General features: G+C 57.5%; 14 protein-coding genes. 11 read left to right on the plus strand and 3 right to left on the minus strand.

What is annotated here, in order from left to right; all coding sequences use genetic code 11:
• Window positions 1-59: 59 nt before the first annotated feature.
• The 5 genes from lon (at window position 60) to FN633_RS08285 (ending at window position 6,004) form a co-directional block, all read left to right on the plus strand.
• The gene (lon, locus tag FN633_RS08260) at window positions 60-2,414 is read left to right on the plus strand and encodes an endopeptidase La (RefSeq protein ID WP_042391602.1); all 2,355 of its coding nucleotides are present in this window, start codon (window positions 60-62) and stop codon (window positions 2,412-2,414) included.
• 210 nt (window positions 2,415-2,624) lie between these two features.
• Window positions 2,625-2,897, plus strand: a complete 273-nt coding sequence (gene hupB, locus FN633_RS08265; protein ID WP_042391603.1) for a nucleoid-associated protein HU-beta — start codon at window positions 2,625-2,627, stop codon at window positions 2,895-2,897.
• A 201-nt stretch (window positions 2,898-3,098) separates the two neighbouring features.
• Window positions 3,099-4,973, plus strand: a complete 1,875-nt coding sequence (gene ppiD, locus FN633_RS08270; protein WP_154057381.1) for a peptidylprolyl isomerase — start codon at window positions 3,099-3,101, stop codon at window positions 4,971-4,973.
• Window positions 4,974-5,123: 150 nt separating this feature from the next.
• Window positions 5,124-5,507 carry a helix-hairpin-helix domain-containing protein gene (locus tag FN633_RS08275; RefSeq protein ID WP_154057382.1) on the plus strand — a complete coding sequence of 128 codons (384 nt, stop codon included), beginning with the start codon at window positions 5,124-5,126 and terminating at the stop codon, window positions 5,505-5,507.
• A gap of 98 nt (window positions 5,508-5,605) precedes the next feature.
• Window positions 5,606-6,004, plus strand: a complete 399-nt coding sequence (locus tag FN633_RS08285; RefSeq protein ID WP_042391606.1) for a YbgC/FadM family acyl-CoA thioesterase — start codon at window positions 5,606-5,608, stop codon at window positions 6,002-6,004.
• A 79-nt stretch (window positions 6,005-6,083) separates the two neighbouring features.
• Here FN633_RS08285 and queC read toward each other — a convergent pair whose 3' ends face one another.
• On the minus strand, window positions 6,084-6,779 hold the full coding sequence (queC, locus tag FN633_RS08290; protein ID WP_154057383.1) for a 7-cyano-7-deazaguanine synthase QueC: 696 nt from the start codon (window positions 6,777-6,779) through the stop codon (window positions 6,084-6,086).
• A 77-nt stretch (window positions 6,780-6,856) separates the two neighbouring features.
• A complete protein-coding gene (locus FN633_RS08295; RefSeq protein WP_154057384.1) occupies window positions 6,857-7,903 on the minus strand; it encodes a PLP-dependent cysteine synthase family protein in 1,047 nt (348 codons plus the stop codon).
• 118 nt (window positions 7,904-8,021) lie between these two features.
• Here FN633_RS08295 and FN633_RS08300 point away from each other — a divergent pair, with 118 nt between their 5' ends.
• From FN633_RS08300 to amtB, 5 genes are all read left to right on the plus strand, one after another.
• Entirely contained in the window at window positions 8,022-8,480 is a 459-nt protein-coding gene (locus FN633_RS08300) for an Lrp/AsnC family transcriptional regulator (RefSeq protein ID WP_154057385.1), read from the plus strand.
• A gap of 53 nt (window positions 8,481-8,533) precedes the next feature.
• A complete protein-coding gene (locus FN633_RS08305) occupies window positions 8,534-10,297 on the plus strand; it encodes a SmdA family multidrug ABC transporter permease/ATP-binding protein (protein WP_154057386.1) in 1,764 nt (587 codons plus the stop codon).
• The gene (locus FN633_RS08310) at window positions 10,290-12,068 is read left to right on the plus strand and encodes a SmdB family multidrug efflux ABC transporter permease/ATP-binding protein (RefSeq protein WP_154057387.1); all 1,779 of its coding nucleotides are present in this window, start codon (window positions 10,290-10,292) and stop codon (window positions 12,066-12,068) included. The genes FN633_RS08305 and FN633_RS08310 overlap by 8 nt, the downstream gene beginning before the upstream one ends.
• 254 nt (window positions 12,069-12,322) lie before the next feature.
• Entirely contained in the window at window positions 12,323-12,661 is a 339-nt protein-coding gene (gene glnK, locus FN633_RS08315) for a P-II family nitrogen regulator (protein ID WP_002891893.1), read from the plus strand.
• Window positions 12,662-12,692: 31 nt separating this feature from the next.
• Window positions 12,693-13,979: an ammonium transporter AmtB gene (gene amtB / locus FN633_RS08320; protein WP_154057388.1), complete on the plus strand. Its 1,287-nt coding sequence runs from the start codon at window positions 12,693-12,695 to the stop codon at window positions 13,977-13,979.
• 50 nt (window positions 13,980-14,029) lie between these two features.
• On the opposite strand, the gene tesB is transcribed toward amtB, so the two are convergent.
• Complete coding sequence (gene tesB, locus FN633_RS08325; protein WP_154057389.1) at window positions 14,030-14,893, minus strand: acyl-CoA thioesterase II; 864 nt, start codon at window positions 14,891-14,893, stop codon at window positions 14,030-14,032.
• A gap of 222 nt (window positions 14,894-15,115) precedes the next feature.
• On the opposite strand from tesB, the gene FN633_RS08330 reads away from it, so the two are divergent.
• Complete coding sequence (locus tag FN633_RS08330; protein ID WP_154057390.1) at window positions 15,116-15,685, plus strand: YbaY family lipoprotein; 570 nt, start codon at window positions 15,116-15,118, stop codon at window positions 15,683-15,685.
• Window positions 15,686-15,776 lie beyond the last annotated feature (91 nt).

Consider the following 15,776-nt stretch of genomic DNA (forward strand, 5'->3'; position numbering starts at 1 on the left):
ATGACGCACAGACCTGCGGCCGGGTTACCAGGCGGACATTAAACTTAAGAGAGAGCTCTATGACTTCTGAGCGTTCTGAACGCATTGAAATCCCCGTATTGCCGTTGCGCGATGTGGTGGTTTATCCGCACATGGTCATCCCCTTATTCGTAGGGCGGGAAAAATCGATTCGTTGTCTCGAAGCGGCCATGGACCAGGATAAAAAAATCATGCTGGTGGCGCAGAAAGAGGCGTCCACGGATGAGCCGGGTGTTAACGATCTGTTCACCGTCGGGACCGTGGCCTCTATTCTGCAGATGCTGAAGCTGCCGGACGGTACGGTAAAAGTACTGGTCGAAGGCCTGCAGCGTGCGCGCATCAGCGCCCTGTCTGATGACGGCGACTACTTCTCCGCGAAAGCAGAATATCTGGAATCGCCCGCCATTGACGAGCGTGAGCAGGAGGTGCTGGTTCGCACCGCGATTGGCCAGTTTGAAGGCTACATCAAGCTCAACAAAAAAATTCCACCGGAAGTGCTGACGTCGCTCAATAGCATCGACGATCCGGCACGTCTGGCTGACACCATCGCCGCCCATATGCCGCTGAAGCTGGCGGATAAGCAGTCCGTGCTGGAGATGTCCGACGTCAATGAACGTCTGGAGTATCTGATGGCGATGATGGAGTCGGAGATCGACCTGTTGCAGGTTGAGAAGCGCATCCGTAACCGCGTTAAGAAGCAGATGGAGAAATCCCAGCGCGAGTACTACCTGAATGAGCAGATGAAGGCCATTCAGAAAGAGCTGGGCGAGATGGACGATGCGCCGGACGAAAACGAAGCGCTGAAGCGTAAGATCGACGCAGCGAAGATGCCGAAAGAGGCAAAAGAGAAAGCGGAAGCCGAGTTGCAGAAGCTGAAGATGATGTCTCCAATGTCGGCAGAAGCAACTGTGGTGCGTGGCTACATCGAGTGGATGATCCAGGTGCCGTGGAACGCCCGCAGCAAGGTCAAGAAAGACCTGCGCCAGGCGCAGGAGATTCTGGATACCGATCACTACGGTCTGGAACGCGTGAAAGATCGCATCCTTGAGTACCTTGCGGTTCAAAGCCGGGTTAACAAACTGAAGGGGCCGATCCTCTGCCTGGTAGGGCCGCCGGGGGTGGGTAAAACCTCTCTGGGGCAGTCCATTGCCAAAGCCACCGGACGTAAATACATCCGTATGGCGCTAGGCGGCGTGCGTGACGAAGCGGAGATCCGCGGTCACCGCCGGACCTATATCGGCTCTATGCCGGGCAAGCTGATCCAGAAGATGGCCAAGGTTGGGGTGAAAAACCCGCTCTTCCTGCTGGATGAGATCGACAAGATGTCGTCGGACATGCGTGGCGACCCAGCTTCAGCACTGCTGGAAGTGTTGGATCCCGAGCAGAACGTGGCCTTCAGCGATCACTACCTTGAGGTCGATTACGATCTCAGCGACGTGATGTTCGTTGCGACGTCAAACTCGATGAACATCCCTGCGCCGCTGCTGGACCGTATGGAAGTGATCCGTCTGTCGGGCTACACCGAAGATGAGAAGCTGAACATCGCCAAACGCCACCTGCTGCCGAAGCAGATTGAGCGTAACGCCCTGAAAAAAGGCGAGATTACGGTTGAGGATAGCGCCATTGTCGGCATTATTCGTTACTACACCCGTGAAGCAGGTGTCCGTAGCCTGGAGCGTGAAATCTCCAAGCTGTGCCGTAAGGCGGTGAAACAGCTGCTGCTCGATCCGTCGCTGAAGCAGATCACCATCAACGGGGACAACCTCAACGAGTACCTGGGCGTTCAGCGCTTCGACTACGGTCGTGCGGATGATGAAAACCGCGTGGGTCAGGTGACCGGTCTGGCGTGGACGGAAGTGGGCGGCGATCTGCTGACCATCGAAACCGCCTGCGTGCCGGGTAAAGGCAAGCTGACCTACACCGGCTCGCTGGGTGAGGTGATGCAGGAGTCCATCCAGGCGGCGTTGACTGTGGTACGCGCGCGTGCAGAGAAGCTGGGCATTAACGGCGACTTCTACGAAAAACGCGATATCCACGTTCACGTTCCGGAAGGGGCGACGCCGAAAGATGGCCCGAGCGCCGGTATTGCCATGTGTACAGCGCTGGTCTCCTGTCTGACCGGTAACCCGGTTCGCGCCGACGTGGCGATGACCGGTGAGATCACCCTGCGCGGTCAGGTTCTGCCGATTGGCGGCCTGAAAGAGAAGCTGCTGGCAGCGCACCGCGGTGGTATCAAAACCGTGCTGATCCCGTACGAGAACAAGCGTGACCTCGAAGAGATCCCGGAGAACGTGATTGCCGATCTTGACATTCACCCGGTGAAACGTATCGAGGAAGTGCTGACCCTGGCGCTGCAAAATGAGCCGTCAGGCATGCAGGTCGTTAGCGCAAAATAGTGACCTCGCGCAAAGAGCGTCAATAAAAACAAGGCTGGCAGCGCATTTCGGGCTTGCCAGCCTTTTTTTGTATAGCTAATTTAGATGGCTGGTTTGCTGTATCATCAACAACGGGTGTTGTAAGGGCATGACAGGCCTGATATAACTGCTGCGCGGTCGCACTTCGATGGATTAAGGTGCGATATAAATTATAAAGAGAGGAAGAGAAGAGTGAATAAATCTCAACTGATAGACAAAATTGCTGCAGGGGCTGATATCTCTAAAGCTGCGGCTGGACGTGCGTTAGATGCTTTAATTGCTTCTGTTACTGAATCTCTGCAAGCCGGGGACGAAGTTGCGCTGGTAGGTTTTGGTACTTTTGCGGTTAAAGAGCGTGCTGCCCGTACTGGTCGCAACCCGCAAACTGGCAAAGAGATCACCATCGCTGCCGCTAAAGTTCCGGGTTTCCGCGCAGGCAAAGCGCTGAAAGACGCGGTAAACTGATAGCGATCCCTCTCAGGATTGTGACAAAGTACAAGGGCGCATCACCAGATGTGCCTTTTTTATTTGCGATGCCGGAATTAATCGGACCTGCGGGCTGACAACGGCCCCGGTTTCTTGTCACAATACGGCTTTACGCGCAGCGGCCGGAGTGTTTGCGCTGCGTGAGACAGACAGTCACCTACAGCGGAGTGTTGTTACACCATGATGGACAATTTACGCGCGGCGGCCAACCACGTCGTGCTCAAGATCATTCTAGGTTTGATTATCGTGTCATTCATTCTGACTGGCGTTGGTAACTACCTGATTGGCGGTAACAATAATTATGCCGCAAAAGTTAATGGCCAGGAGATCGGCCGCAGCCAGTTCGAAAATGCCGTAGCGGCGGAACGTAACCGCCTGCAGCAGAAGCACGGCGAGCGGTTCTCCGAGCTGGCTAGCAACGAAGCCTATATGAAGAGCATGCGTCAGCAGGTGCTGAGCCGCCTGATTGATGAAGCGTTGCTGGACCAGTATGCCCAGCACCTGGGCCTCGGCGTCAGCGACGAGCAGGTGAAGAAAGCCATCTTCGCTACCCAGGCTTTCCAGAATAACGGCAAATTCGACAACGCGCGCTATAACGCGCTGGTCAATCAGATGGGGATGACCGCCGACCAGTATGCTCAGGCTCTGCGTAACCAGCTCACCTCCCAGCAGCTGATCAACGCCGTTGCCGGTACTGACTTTATGCTGAAAGGTGAAACCGACGAGCTGGCCGCGCTGGTCGCGCAACAGCGCATGGTGCGCACTGCAACCATCGACGTTAACGCTCTGGCACAGCAGCAGACCGCCTCCGATCAGGAGATCGCCAGCTACTATGAGCAGAACAAAAACAGCTTTATCGCGCCGGAGCAGTTCCGCGTCAGCTACATCAAGCTGGATGCTGCCAGCATGCAGCAAAACGCCAGCGATGAAGAGATCCAGGCCTACTACGATCAGCATCAGGATCAGTTCACCCAGCCGCAGCGTAATCGTTACAGCGTGATCCAGACCAAAACCGAGGATGACGCGAAAGCGGTGCTGGATCAGTTAAGCAAAGGTGCTGATTTTGCCACCCTCGCCAAAGAGAAGTCGGCGGACATCATCTCTGCCCGCAACGGCGGCGATATGGGCTGGCTGGAAGACTCCACCACCCCAGACGAACTCAAAAAGGCCGGTCTGAAAGAGAAAGGCCAGCTCTCCGGCGTGATTAAATCCTCCGTTGGTTTCCTGGTTGTGCGTCTTGACGACATTCAGCCCACTCAGGTTAAGCCGTTTAACGACGTGCGTGACGAGCTGGCGGCGAAGGTGAAGCAGGAGAAAGGTCTTGATGCCTACTATGCCCTGCAGCAGAAAGTGAGCGATGCCGCAAGCAACGACAATGAGTCGCTGGCGGGTGCAGAGCAGGCGGCAGGCGTGAAAGCGGTTGAAACCGGCTGGTTTGGCCGCGACAACCTGCCGCAAGAGCTGAACTTCAAACCGGTGTCTGACGCCATCTTCGGCGGCGCGCTGGTGGGTGAGAACGGTACGCCGGGCAACAACTCCGACATCATTACGGTCGATGGCGATCGGGCGTTTGTGCTGCGCGTGAGCGAGCATAAAGCCGAAGCCGTGAAGCCGCTGGAGGACGTGAAAGCCCAGGTAAGCGATATCGTGAAGCACAACAAAGCTGTACAGCAGGCGAAGCTGAATGCTGACAAGCTGCTGGCTGACCTGAAAGCGGGTAAAGGCGACGAGGCGTTGAAAGCCGCAGGCCTGAGCTTTGGCGAGCCTAAAGCGGTGTCACGTATCGGTCAGGATCCACTGAGCCAGGCGGCCTTTACGCTGGCCCTGCCAGCGAAGGATAAGCCGGTCTACGGCGTTGCCAACGATATGCAGGGCAACGTGGTGCTGCTGGCGCTGGACGAAGTGAAAGCGGGCACCCTGCCGGACGCGCAGAAAAAAGCGATGGTTGAGGGGATTACTGAGAACAATGCCCAGATCTCTTTCGAAGCACTGATGAGCAACCTGCGTAAAGAAGCCAAAATCAAAACGGGCGACATCGTCGATCCGCAGCAGTAATTCTTCTGGGCGTCTCGCAGACTTTTGCAACGCCCTGCAACAATCAAAGGCCGCTTTCGCGGCCTTTTCCATTTCTGCAATCTGCCGTTTGTCTCGCGTTTCCGCTCTGTTTATCGTGCAGGGGCTGTCAACACACAAGGAGAAAGCAGCATGAAACGTGGAATCAAAATAGTGATGATGACCCTGACATTGACCTGTTCCGCCCTGAGCCAGCAAGCGCTTGCCGCTGACGCGCCGGTGAAATCCCCGCAGGCGCAGACGGTGCAGGGTAAATCCGCTGCCGCTGGGCCTGAGGCTAAGGCAAAAGCACCGCAGGCGGTGAAAGGCGATGAGGAGCCCACCCGGATCAGCATCAATACGGCGTCGGCAGAGGCGCTGGCACAGGCGATGAACGGCGTGGGGCTGAAGAAAGCGCAGGCGATTGTCAGCTACCGTGACGAATATGGACCCTTTAAGACGCTGGAAGATTTACAGCAGGTGCCGGGAATGGGGGCCTCGCTGGTGGAGCGTAACCTGGATCGTTTAACCCTGTAAGTTTTGCTTGCGTCGTAGCCATTTTTTGCCATGCTAAAGAGGTCATACCAGTTATGACCTTTGACTCTACATAACATAAGAAAAAAGGCTATTGCGCTATGCAGACTGAAATTAAAGTTCGTGGTTACCATATCGATGTGTACCAGCATGTAAACAACGCCCGTTACCTGGAATTTTTAGAGGAGGCGCGCTGGGAGGGGCTGGAAAGCAGCGAAGGCTTCCGCTGGATGATGGCGAACAACATTGCGTTTATCGTGGTCAATATCAACATCAACTATCGCCGTCCGGCGGTGCTGGGCGATCTGTTAACCATCACCAGCAGCATACAGCAGCTCAACGGCAAAAGCGGCGTGCTCAGTCAGGTAGTGACGCTGTCGCCAGAGGGGGAGGTGGTGGCCGATGCGCTGATCACCTTCGTCTGCATCGATCTGCGCACTAAAAAATCGCTGGCGCTGGAAGGGGAGCTGCGGGAGAAGCTGGAGATGATGATGGAGTAGTGGTTTACGCCCGGCGGTGAGCAGGGTGCTGTAGTTGTGTAGGCCGGGCAAACGTAGAGCCGCCCGGCGCTATACAAACTTACTGCAACCCGGTCTTCTGCTTCATCGCCGCCATCACCGCTGGCTTCTCTGCCAGATAGTGATTCAGGCCGTTGGCGCGCAGATTACAGGCGGCACACTGGCCGCAGCCGTCGCCCTTGATGCCGTTGTAGCAGGTCAGGGTTTCCGTGCGGACCAGCTCCAGCTTCTGCCAGTAGTCGGCCAGCGCCCAGGTTTCTGCTTTATCGAGCCACATCAGCGGCGTCTCGAAGCGGATATCTTTTGCCATGCCGAGGCTGACCGCATGGTTGAGCGCCTTCACAAACTCGTCGCGGCAGTCCGGGTAACCGGAGAAGTCGGTCTCACAGACGCCGGTGATCACCGCTTCGGCCTGCACCTGATAGGCGTAGATAGCCGCAAGGGTCAAAAACAGAATGTTACGGCCCGGCACGAAGGTATTGGGAATACCACTGGCGTCCGGCTCGTAGTCCGGCACCGGGATGCTGTCACGCGTCAGGCTGCTGACCGCCAGCTCGTTAAGCAGGGTGACGTCCAGCACCTTGTGCGCCCGTGCGCCCAGCTTCAGCGCCAGCTCACGCGCGACGTCAATCTCGGCGCGGTGGCGCTGACCGTAATCGAAGGTGACACAGTGGACTTCATCATAGTGATGCAGCGCCTGTGCCAGACAGGTGGTGGAGTCCTGGCCTCCGCTAAAGACGACAACGGCACGTTTCATAGATTTTCCTGACAGTTTCACTAGCAATAAAGCCGCTATGGTAGCGCCTGACGACGGGCACCACCAGTAGCCATTTGCTATCGCAGCAGACGGGCAATCTCTGCGGTCCAGGGCGCGGTATCGCCTATAGTGGCTTTTACCCACTCCGGGTTGTAGTAGGTGTCGAGATAGCGCTCGCCGCTGTCGCACAGCAGGGTAACAATCGAGCCGGTACGCCCCTCGTCACGCATTCGGGCGGCAAGCTGCAACGCCCCCCACATGTTGGTGCCGGTGGAGGCCCCAACCTTGCGGCCCAGCTGGCTCTCTAGCCAGTGGGCGGTCGCAACGCTGGCGGCGTCCGGGACGCGCAGCATCTCGTCTACCACGTCCGGAATAAACGACGGCTCCACGCGCGGGCGGCCAATACCCTCGATTTTACTCCCGACCGGGCTGCGCAGGCTTGCATCCCGCTGCTGCCAGTAGTCAAGAAAGACGGAGTTTTGCGGATCGACCACCGTGAGCCGGGTATCGTATCCCTGGTAGCGAATATAGCGCCCGATGGTTGCCGAGGTGCCGCCGGTTCCGGCGCTCATCACGATATGCGTTGGGATTGGGTGCGGCTCATGACGCATCTGGCGGTAGATGCTATCGGCGATGTTGTTGTTGCCGCGCCAGTCGGTGGCGCGCTCGGCGTAGGTAAACTGATCCATATAGTGACCGTGGAGCTCCTGCGCCAGCGTCTCGGAGGCAGCATAGATCTCGCAGGCGCTCTCGACGAAGTGACAGCGGCCGCCGTAAAAAGCGATCTGCTCGATTTTACGCTTTGCGGTGCAGGCGGGCATCACGGCAATAAAGGGCAGCCCCAGCAGCCGGGCAAACCAGGCCTCCGATACCGCCGTCGAGCCGGAAGACGCTTCGATAATTGGCGTGCCTTCCTGGATCCAGCCGTTGCACAGCCCGTAGAGGAACAGCGAGCGCGCCAGGCGGTGCTTCAGGCTGCCGGTTGGGTGGGTGCTCTCATCCTTCAGGTAGATAAAGATCCCCGGAAAGGCGGGCAGGGGAAGGCGAATCAGATGCGTATCCGCCGAGCGCTGGGCATCGGCATTAATTTCACTGATGGCATATTTGGTCCAGGCATTATTCATCCGGGGCGATCCTGTTTGTCAATTTGTGCCTAGCTTAACGGAAAGCGCCTAAAAAATTGTTGCCATTCCGTCTTTGAAATAGAATCAGGAGAGAAAAAATTTCTCCCGGAGGCCGCTAATGCTAGATAAAATTGATAAAAAGCTGCTTACTCTACTGCAACGAGACAGCTCCCTCTCTTTGCAGGCGTTAGCCGATGCCGTTAATCTGACCACGACCCCCTGCTGGAAACGGCTCAAGCGGCTGGAGGATGACGGGATCCTGCTGGCGCGCGTGGCGCTGCTGGATGCCGAAAAGCTGGGCCTTGGCCTCACGGCGTTTGTGCTGATCAAAACCCAGCAGCACTGCAGCGAGTGGTATCATCAGTTTGTCAGCGTGGTCTCCGCCATGCCGGAGGTGCTGGGCTTTTGGCGCATGGCCGGTGAATATGACTACTTAATGCGCGTTCAGGTCGCTGATATGAAGCGCTACGACGATTTTTATAAACGTCTGGTCAATAGCGTGCCAGGCTTGTCCGATGTGACATCGAGTTTTGCGATGGAACAGATAAAATATACGACAGAGTTACCCATTGAATAACGCTTCTGGCCACGGCGTCAGGGGCCGAATAAAGACCTTCAGGATATAACCGCGTGCGATTATTTGCTCAACTAGGCTGGTACTTTCGCCGGGAGTGGCGACGCTATCTCGGTGCCGTAGCCCTGCTTATCATTATTGCTCTTCTGCAGCTGATCCCACCGAAAGTCGTGGGATACGTGGTCGACGGCGTAACCCAGGGCCGCTATCATCCGCAGGACATCATGATGTGGGTCGGCTTGCTGGTGCTGGTGGCCATCGTCATCTACCTGCTGCGCTACGTCTGGCGCGTGCTGCTGTTTGGCGCGTCTTACCAGCTAGCCGTCGAGTTACGGGAAGACTTCTACCGCCAGCTCAGCCGCCAGCATCCGGAGTTTTACCTGCGCCACCGCACCGGTGACCTCATGGCCCGCGCGACTAACGACGTCGATCGCGTGGTCTTTGCCGCAGGAGAAGGGGTGCTGACCCTGGTGGATTCGCTGGTGATGGGCTGCGTGGTGCTGATCGTCATGTCGACCCAGATTAGCTGGCAGCTTACTCTGCTGGCACTGCTGCCCATGCCAATCATGGCGCTGGTGATCAAACGCTATGGCGATCAGCTGCATAATCGATTCAAGCTGGCGCAGGCAGCGTTCTCTTCCCTTAACGACCGTACCCAGGAGAGCCTGACCAGCATCCGCATGATCAAAGCCTTTGGCCTTGAGGATCGTCAGTCTGGGCTGTTTGCCGAAGACGCCGCCGATACCGGCCGGAAAAATATGAAGGTGGCGCGGGTTGATGCCCGTTTCGATCCCACTATCTATATCGCCATCGGCATGGCAAACCTGCTGGCGATTGGCGGTGGTAGCTGGATGGTGGTCAACGGCAGCCTGACGCTGGGGGAGCTGACCAGCTTTACCATGTACCTGGGACTGATGATCTGGCCTATGCTGGCCCTCGCGTGGATGTTTAACATCGTTGAGCGCGGCAGCGCCGCCTACAGCCGCATCCGTGACATGCTGGCGGAAGCGCCGGTGGTGGATGACGGTAGCGAGACGCTGCCGGAAGGGCGTGGCAACCTGAACGTGGCGATCCGTGAGTTTCGCTATCCGCAGGCAGCGCATCCTACCCTGGAAAACGTCAGCTTTACGCTGATGCCGGGACAGATGCTGGGTATCTGCGGGCCGACCGGGGCAGGAAAAAGCACGCTGCTGTCGCTGATCCAGCGCCATTTTGACGTTACCCAAGGGGAGATCCGCTTTCACGATCGGCCCCTGCCGAATCTGAAGCTGGACGCATGGCGCGGACGGCTGGCGGTGGTCAATCAGACGCCGTTCCTGTTCTCGGACACCGTCGGCAATAACATTGCCCTCGGCCACCCCGGCGCGACGCAGCAGGAGATTGAGCACGTTGCCAGGCTGGCAAGCGTCCACGAGGATATCCTGCGTCTGCCGCAGGGGTACGATACCGAAGTGGGTGAGCGCGGGGTCATGCTCTCCGGCGGGCAGAAGCAGCGTATTTCCATTGCCCGGGCGCTGCTGCTCAACGCCGAAATCCTGATCCTCGACGATGCGTTGTCGGCGGTGGATGGCCGTACCGAGCACCAGATCCTGCATAACCTCCGTCAGTGGGGCGAAGGGCGGACGGTAATCATTAGCGCGCATCGGCTCTCAGCTCTCGCGGAAGCAAGCGAGATCCTGGTGATGCAGCATGGACACATTGTTCAGCGCGGGCAGCACGAAACCTTAGCCCATCAACCGGGCTGGTATCGCGATATGCACCGTTATCAGCAGCTGGAAGCCGCGCTGGATGACGAAGAGAAGGAGAGTGCTGATGCGTAGTTTTGGACAGCTTTGGCCGACGCTAAAACGCCTGTTAGCCTACGGTAAGCCGTGGAAAAAACCACTCACCAGAGCGGTCGTTATGCTGTGGGTAGCCGCGGCGGCTGAGGTCGCTGGCCCGGCGCTGATCAGCTATTTTATCGATAACATGGTGGCGAAAAGCTATCTGCCGCTCGGTCTGCTGATAGGGCTGGCGGTGGCCTATATTGGCCTTCAGTTTTTGGCCGCCGGGTTACACTATGCCCAGTCGCTGCTGTTTAATGAAGCTGCCGTCGGCGTGGTACAGCAGTTGCGTACCGATGTGATGGACGCCGCCCTTCGTCAGCCGCTGAATGCCTTTGACACCCAGCCGGTAGGGCAGCTCATCTCCCGCGTCACCAACGACACGGAAGTGATCCGCGATCTCTACGTGATGGTAGTCTCCACGGTACTACGCAGTGCGGCACTGGTAGGGGCAATGCTGGTGGCGATGTTTAGCCTCGACTGGCGGATGGCGCTGGTAGCGCTGGCCATCTTCCCGGCGGTGCTCTGCGTCATGGCACTCTACCAGCGCTACAGCACACCTATCGTACGTCGCGTTCGCACCTACCTGGCGGATATCAACGACGGCTTTAACGAAGTGATCAACGGCATGAACGTGATCCAGCAGTTTCGCCAGCAGGCGCGCTTCGGCGAGCGAATGGGCGAGGCCAGCCGCTCCCACTACACGGCGCGCATGCAGACGCTCCGGCTCGACGGTTTTCTGCTGCGTCCGCTGCTGAGCCTCTTCTCGGCGCTGGTGCTTTGCGGTCTGCTGATGCTGTTTGGTTTCACCTCGGTGGGTACCATTGAGGTCGGGGTACTCTATGCCTTTATCAGCTACCTTGGCCGCCTTAACGAACCGTTAATTGAGCTGACCACCCAGCAGTCGATCATGCAGCAGGCGGTGGTGGCGGGTGAACGCGTGTTTGAGCTGATGGATCGTCCGCGCCAGACCTACGGTGACGATGAGCGTCCGTTGGCCAGCGGTGCAATCGACATTGAAAATCTGTCGTTCGCCTACCGCGACGATAATCTCGTATTGCAGGACATCAACCTCTCCGTGCCGCCGCGCAGCTTTATTGCGCTGGTGGGCCACACCGGCAGCGGCAAGAGCACCCTCGCGAGCCTGCTGATGGGCTACTATCCGCTGACGAAAGGAGAGATCCGCCTTGACGGTCGGCCGCTCTCAACCCTCAGCCACGACGTGCTGCGCCAGGGCGTAGCCATGGTCCAGCAGGATCCGGTGGTGCTGGCGGACTCCTTCTTTGCTAACGTCACCCTCGGGCGCGATATCAGTGAAGCGCAGGTGTGGCAGGCGCTGGAGACCGTTCAGCTGGCAGAGCTGGTGCGCGGCATGCCTGATGGCATCCACACTAGCCTGGGGGAGCAGGGAAATAACCTGTCGGTAGGACAGAAGCAGCTGCTGGCGCTGGCCCGCGTGCTGGTTGCCACGCCGCAGATCCTGATCCTTGACGAGGCAACGGCGAACATTGATTCCGGCACCGAGCAGGCGATTCAGCAGGCGCTGGCGGCGGTACGTCAGCATACGACGCTGGTGGTGATAGCCCACCGCCTCTCTACTATTGTGGAAGCGGATACTATTCTGGTTCTGCATCGCGGGCAGGCGGTAGAGCGTGGCAATCATCACGCGTTGCTGGCCGCCGAAGGGCGCTACTGGCAGATGTATCAGCTGCAGCTGGCGGGCGAAGAGCTTGCCGCCAGTGCGCAAGAAGAGTCGCTTATCGCCTGATGCACCATAATCAGGCAGGCTACTAACAGGATCGCCTGTTGGTGCAAAAACCGCACGCACCATGCACTACCATGGTGCGTTTTTCTTTCCCAGGAACAATCTGAATCTCTGTCACTCTTTTCTGCGTAACCGTTGCTCCTTCCCGCACGCCTTAAGCCGCTGAATTTTTCCCTTTTTCTAATTCTGGCACACCGCTTGCAATACTTTCTTCGTGTTAGCTGCGGCCATTACCGATTTTCGACTGAGGGGGATTTATGAAGCTGGTTACCGTGGTCATTAAGCCATTTAAACTTGAGGACGTCCGTGAAGCGCTGTCGTCTATTGGTATTCAGGGGCTGACCGTTACCGAAGTGAAAGGCTTTGGTCGTCAGAAGGGCCATGCTGAACTGTACCGCGGGGCTGAATACAGCGTTAACTTCCTGCCGAAGGTAAAGATTGACGTAGCCATTGCTGACGATCAGCTTGATGAAGTGATTGATGTCATTAGCAAAGCGGCCTACACCGGAAAAATTGGCGACGGCAAAATTTTCGTTGCCGAACTGCAACGCGTTATCCGCATTCGTACCGGCGAAGCCGACGAAGCGGCACTGTAACGTCACACACACAGTGATTGGGATGGGAAAAATGAAAAAATTAACCTTAAAAACGGCGATGGCCGCACTGGCAGCGTTACCGGGTCTGGCAATGGCGGCTCCGGCCGTGGCCGACAAGGCCGATAACGCCTTTATGATGATCTGCACCGCGCTGGTGCTGTTTATGACCATTCCCGGCATCGCGCTGTTCTACGGCGGCCTGATCCGCGGCAAAAACGTGCTGTCGATGCTGACCCAGGTCACCGTAACCTTTGCGCTGGTGTGCGTGCTGTGGGTGGTCTATGGCTACTCGCTGGCGTTCGGCACCGGCAACAGCTTCTTCGGCGACTTCAACTGGGCAATGCTGAAAAACATCGAGCTGACCGCCGTGATGGGCAGCTTCTACCAGTATATTCACGTTGCGTTCCAGGGATCATTCGCCTGTATCACCGTTGGCCTGATCGTCGGCGCGCTGGCCGAGCGTATCCGCTTCTCTGCGGTGCTGATCTTCGTGGTGGTGTGGATGACCCTCTCCTACGTGCCGATTGCACACATGGTCTGGGGTGGCGGCCTGCTGGCTTCTCACGGCGCGCTGGACTTCGCTGGCGGCACGGTGGTTCACATCAACGCTGCAATTGCGGGCCTGGTGGGTGCATACCTGATTGGTAAACGCGTCGGCTTCGGCAAAGAGGCGTTCAAACCGCACAACCTGCCGATGGTCTTTATCGGTACGGCGATCCTTTACGTTGGCTGGTTCGGCTTTAACGCTGGCTCTGCCAGTGCCGCCAACGAAATCGCTGCTCTGGCATTCGTCAACACCGTGGTAGCTACCGCAGCCGCTATCCTTGCCTGGGTCTTCGGCGAGTGGGCAACCCGCGGTAAGCCGTCGCTGCTGGGCGCATGCTCCGGTGCGATTGCGGGTCTGGTGGCCGTGACGCCAGCCTGTGGCTACATCGGCGTAGGCGGTTCGCTGATTGTTGGTATCGTGGCAGGCCTGGCCGGTCTGTGGGGCGTGACCATGCTGAAACGCTGGCTGCGCGTTGACGACCCGTGCGATGTGTTTGGTGTGCACGGCGTCTGCGGCATCGTGGGCTGTATTCTGACCGGCGTGTTTGCTTCGACGTCTCTGGGCGGCGTTGGCTATGCCGAAGGCGTGACCATGGGGCATCAGGTGCTGGTGCAGCTGGAAAGTATCGGTATCACCATCGTCTGGTCAGGCGTTGTGGCCTTCATCGGCTACAAGCTGGCGGACATGATTGTTGGCCTGCGCGTACCGGAAGAGCAGGAGCGCGAAGGCCTGGATGTGAACAGCCACGGCGAGAACGCGTACAACGCCTAATCGTCCATCATCCTCAAAAAAAACCTCCCGCCTGCGGGAGGTTTTTTTATTTACTCATTGCGGTTACGCATGACCCCTTCCTGCACGCTGGACGCGACCAGCACGCCATCCTGAGTATAGAACTCACCGCGTACAAAGCCGCGTGCGCTCGAGGCGGAGGTGCTCTCTACGCTATAGAGCAGCCACTCGTTCATATCGAACGGACGATGGAACCACATAGAGTGATCGATCGTGGCAACCTGCATGCCTCGCTCCAGAAAACCGACGCCGTGCGGCTGAAGCGCCACCGGCAGGAAGTTAAAGTCGGAGGCATAGCCCAGCAGATACTGATGCGTGCGGAAATCCGCTGGCATCGTGCCGTTGGCGCGGATCCATACCTGGCGGGTAGGCTCTGCGACGTGGCCCTTCATCGGGTTATGGAACTCAACCGGGCGGATCTCCAGCGGCTTCTCGCAGAGAAACTTCTCTTTTACCTGCGGTGGCAGAAGGTGCGCCAGCGAGTGGGCAATATCCGTCTCCGACGGCAGATTATCCGGAGCAGGGGCGGCAGGCATCGTTTTCTGATGCTCGTGGCCTGGCTCGGGAGCCTGGAACGACGCCGTCATATAGAAAATGGGCTTACCGTTCTGGATGGCAGCGACCCGGCGGGCGCTAAAGCTATTGCCGTCGCGCAGTACCTCGACGTCATAGATAATCGGCTTCTGGCTGTCGCCCGGGCGTAAAAAGTAGCTGTGGAACGAGTGAACAAGACGATCCGTCGGAACGGTCTCTTTTGCGGCATAGAGTGCCTGGCCGACAACCTGGCCGCCAAAGACCTGACGCAGACCTAAATCCTCGCTTTGACCGCGAAAGAGACCCTCTTCAATTTTTTCCAGATTAAGCAACGTCAGCAGATTATTCAGCGCTTGACTCATAGGTGTCCTCAATAAAATAAAAGCGACCGGGGCGGATACAGGCAGAGTATAACCCAGAAATGCAAGTGGTCCGATGGGTGCAAAAATCTGAATACATGGCTGTTTCCAGGCAAAAATCAGTGATGTGTGCCACACTTACTGGCGTTCGATACGATTTAAGTATTAACCACTACTTCTGGCGGGCGTCATACCTGCTGGTGCATTGAAGATAAGGAGAACTCAATGAAACTCGTGCACATGTTAAGTGGTTTAGCGGTTGCCGTTTCTCTGGCTGCCTGTGCCGATAAAAGCGCAGATATCCAGACGCCCGCCCCAAACCCGAATACCTCTATTGCTTCAACGCAGTCTGTAATTAAGCAGCCTAACGTGTCCGGTACGATTTGGATCCGTCAGAAGGTGGCTCTGCCGCCGGATGCGGTATTGACCGTTACCCTGGCCGACGCGTCACAGGCTGACGTGCCGTCTAAAGTGATCGCCCAGCGTGCCGTTCGTACCGAAGGTAAACAGGCTCCGTTCAGCTATGAACTGCCGTTTGACCCGGCACTGGTGCAGCCAGACGCCCGTATTCTGCTGAGCGCAGCGATCACGGTTGATAATAAGCTGGTGTTTATTACTGATGGGATTAAGCCAGCCGTTAACCAGGGCGGTACCCGTATCGATCTGAACCTGGTACCGGTTCAGCAGACGGCGCTGCCGATGCAGCAGGGCGGCGGGGCGGCAACTACCGTACCGTCTACCTCGCCAACGCAGGTTAACCCCTCTTCGGCAACCCCTGCACCGACGCAGCTGTAACGCTTAAAGCGCGTCTCGGGAAACAATACCGGTCAGTTAACGCTGACCGGTATTTTTTTGCCTGCTGACTATGCCGCCGGGCAGCTTCTCA

Origin of the sequence: Pseudescherichia vulneris, assembly GCF_902164725.1 — a bacterium.
Lineage (GTDB): Bacteria > Pseudomonadota > Gammaproteobacteria > Enterobacterales > Enterobacteriaceae > Pseudescherichia > Pseudescherichia vulneris.

What these genes read in the sequence shown, in the direction of transcription:
- amtB (WP_154057388.1), top strand. Translation starts at nt 12,693, where the DNA reads ATGAAAAAATTAACCTTAAAAACGGCGATGGCCGCACTGGCAGCGTTA.
- tesB (WP_154057389.1), bottom strand. Translation starts at nt 14,893, where the DNA reads ATGAGTCAAGCGCTGAATAATCTGCTGACGTTGCTTAATCTGGAAAAA.
- FN633_RS08295 (WP_154057384.1), bottom strand. Translation starts at nt 7,903, where the DNA reads ATGAATAATGCCTGGACCAAATATGCCATCAGTGAAATTAATGCCGAT.
- glnK (WP_002891893.1), top strand. Translation starts at nt 12,323, where the DNA reads ATGAAGCTGGTTACCGTGGTCATTAAGCCATTTAAACTTGAGGACGTC.
- FN633_RS08310 (WP_154057387.1), top strand. Translation starts at nt 10,290, where the DNA reads ATGCGTAGTTTTGGACAGCTTTGGCCGACGCTAAAACGCCTGTTAGCC.
- queC (WP_154057383.1), bottom strand. Translation starts at nt 6,779, where the DNA reads ATGAAACGTGCCGTTGTCGTCTTTAGCGGAGGCCAGGACTCCACCACC.
- FN633_RS08330 (WP_154057390.1), top strand. Translation starts at nt 15,116, where the DNA reads ATGAAACTCGTGCACATGTTAAGTGGTTTAGCGGTTGCCGTTTCTCTG.
- lon (WP_042391602.1), top strand. Translation starts at nt 60, where the DNA reads ATGACTTCTGAGCGTTCTGAACGCATTGAAATCCCCGTATTGCCGTTG.
- ppiD (WP_154057381.1), top strand. Translation starts at nt 3,099, where the DNA reads ATGATGGACAATTTACGCGCGGCGGCCAACCACGTCGTGCTCAAGATC.
- FN633_RS08300 (WP_154057385.1), top strand. Translation starts at nt 8,022, where the DNA reads ATGCTAGATAAAATTGATAAAAAGCTGCTTACTCTACTGCAACGAGAC.
- FN633_RS08275 (WP_154057382.1), top strand. Translation starts at nt 5,124, where the DNA reads ATGAAACGTGGAATCAAAATAGTGATGATGACCCTGACATTGACCTGT.
- FN633_RS08285 (WP_042391606.1), top strand. Translation starts at nt 5,606, where the DNA reads ATGCAGACTGAAATTAAAGTTCGTGGTTACCATATCGATGTGTACCAG.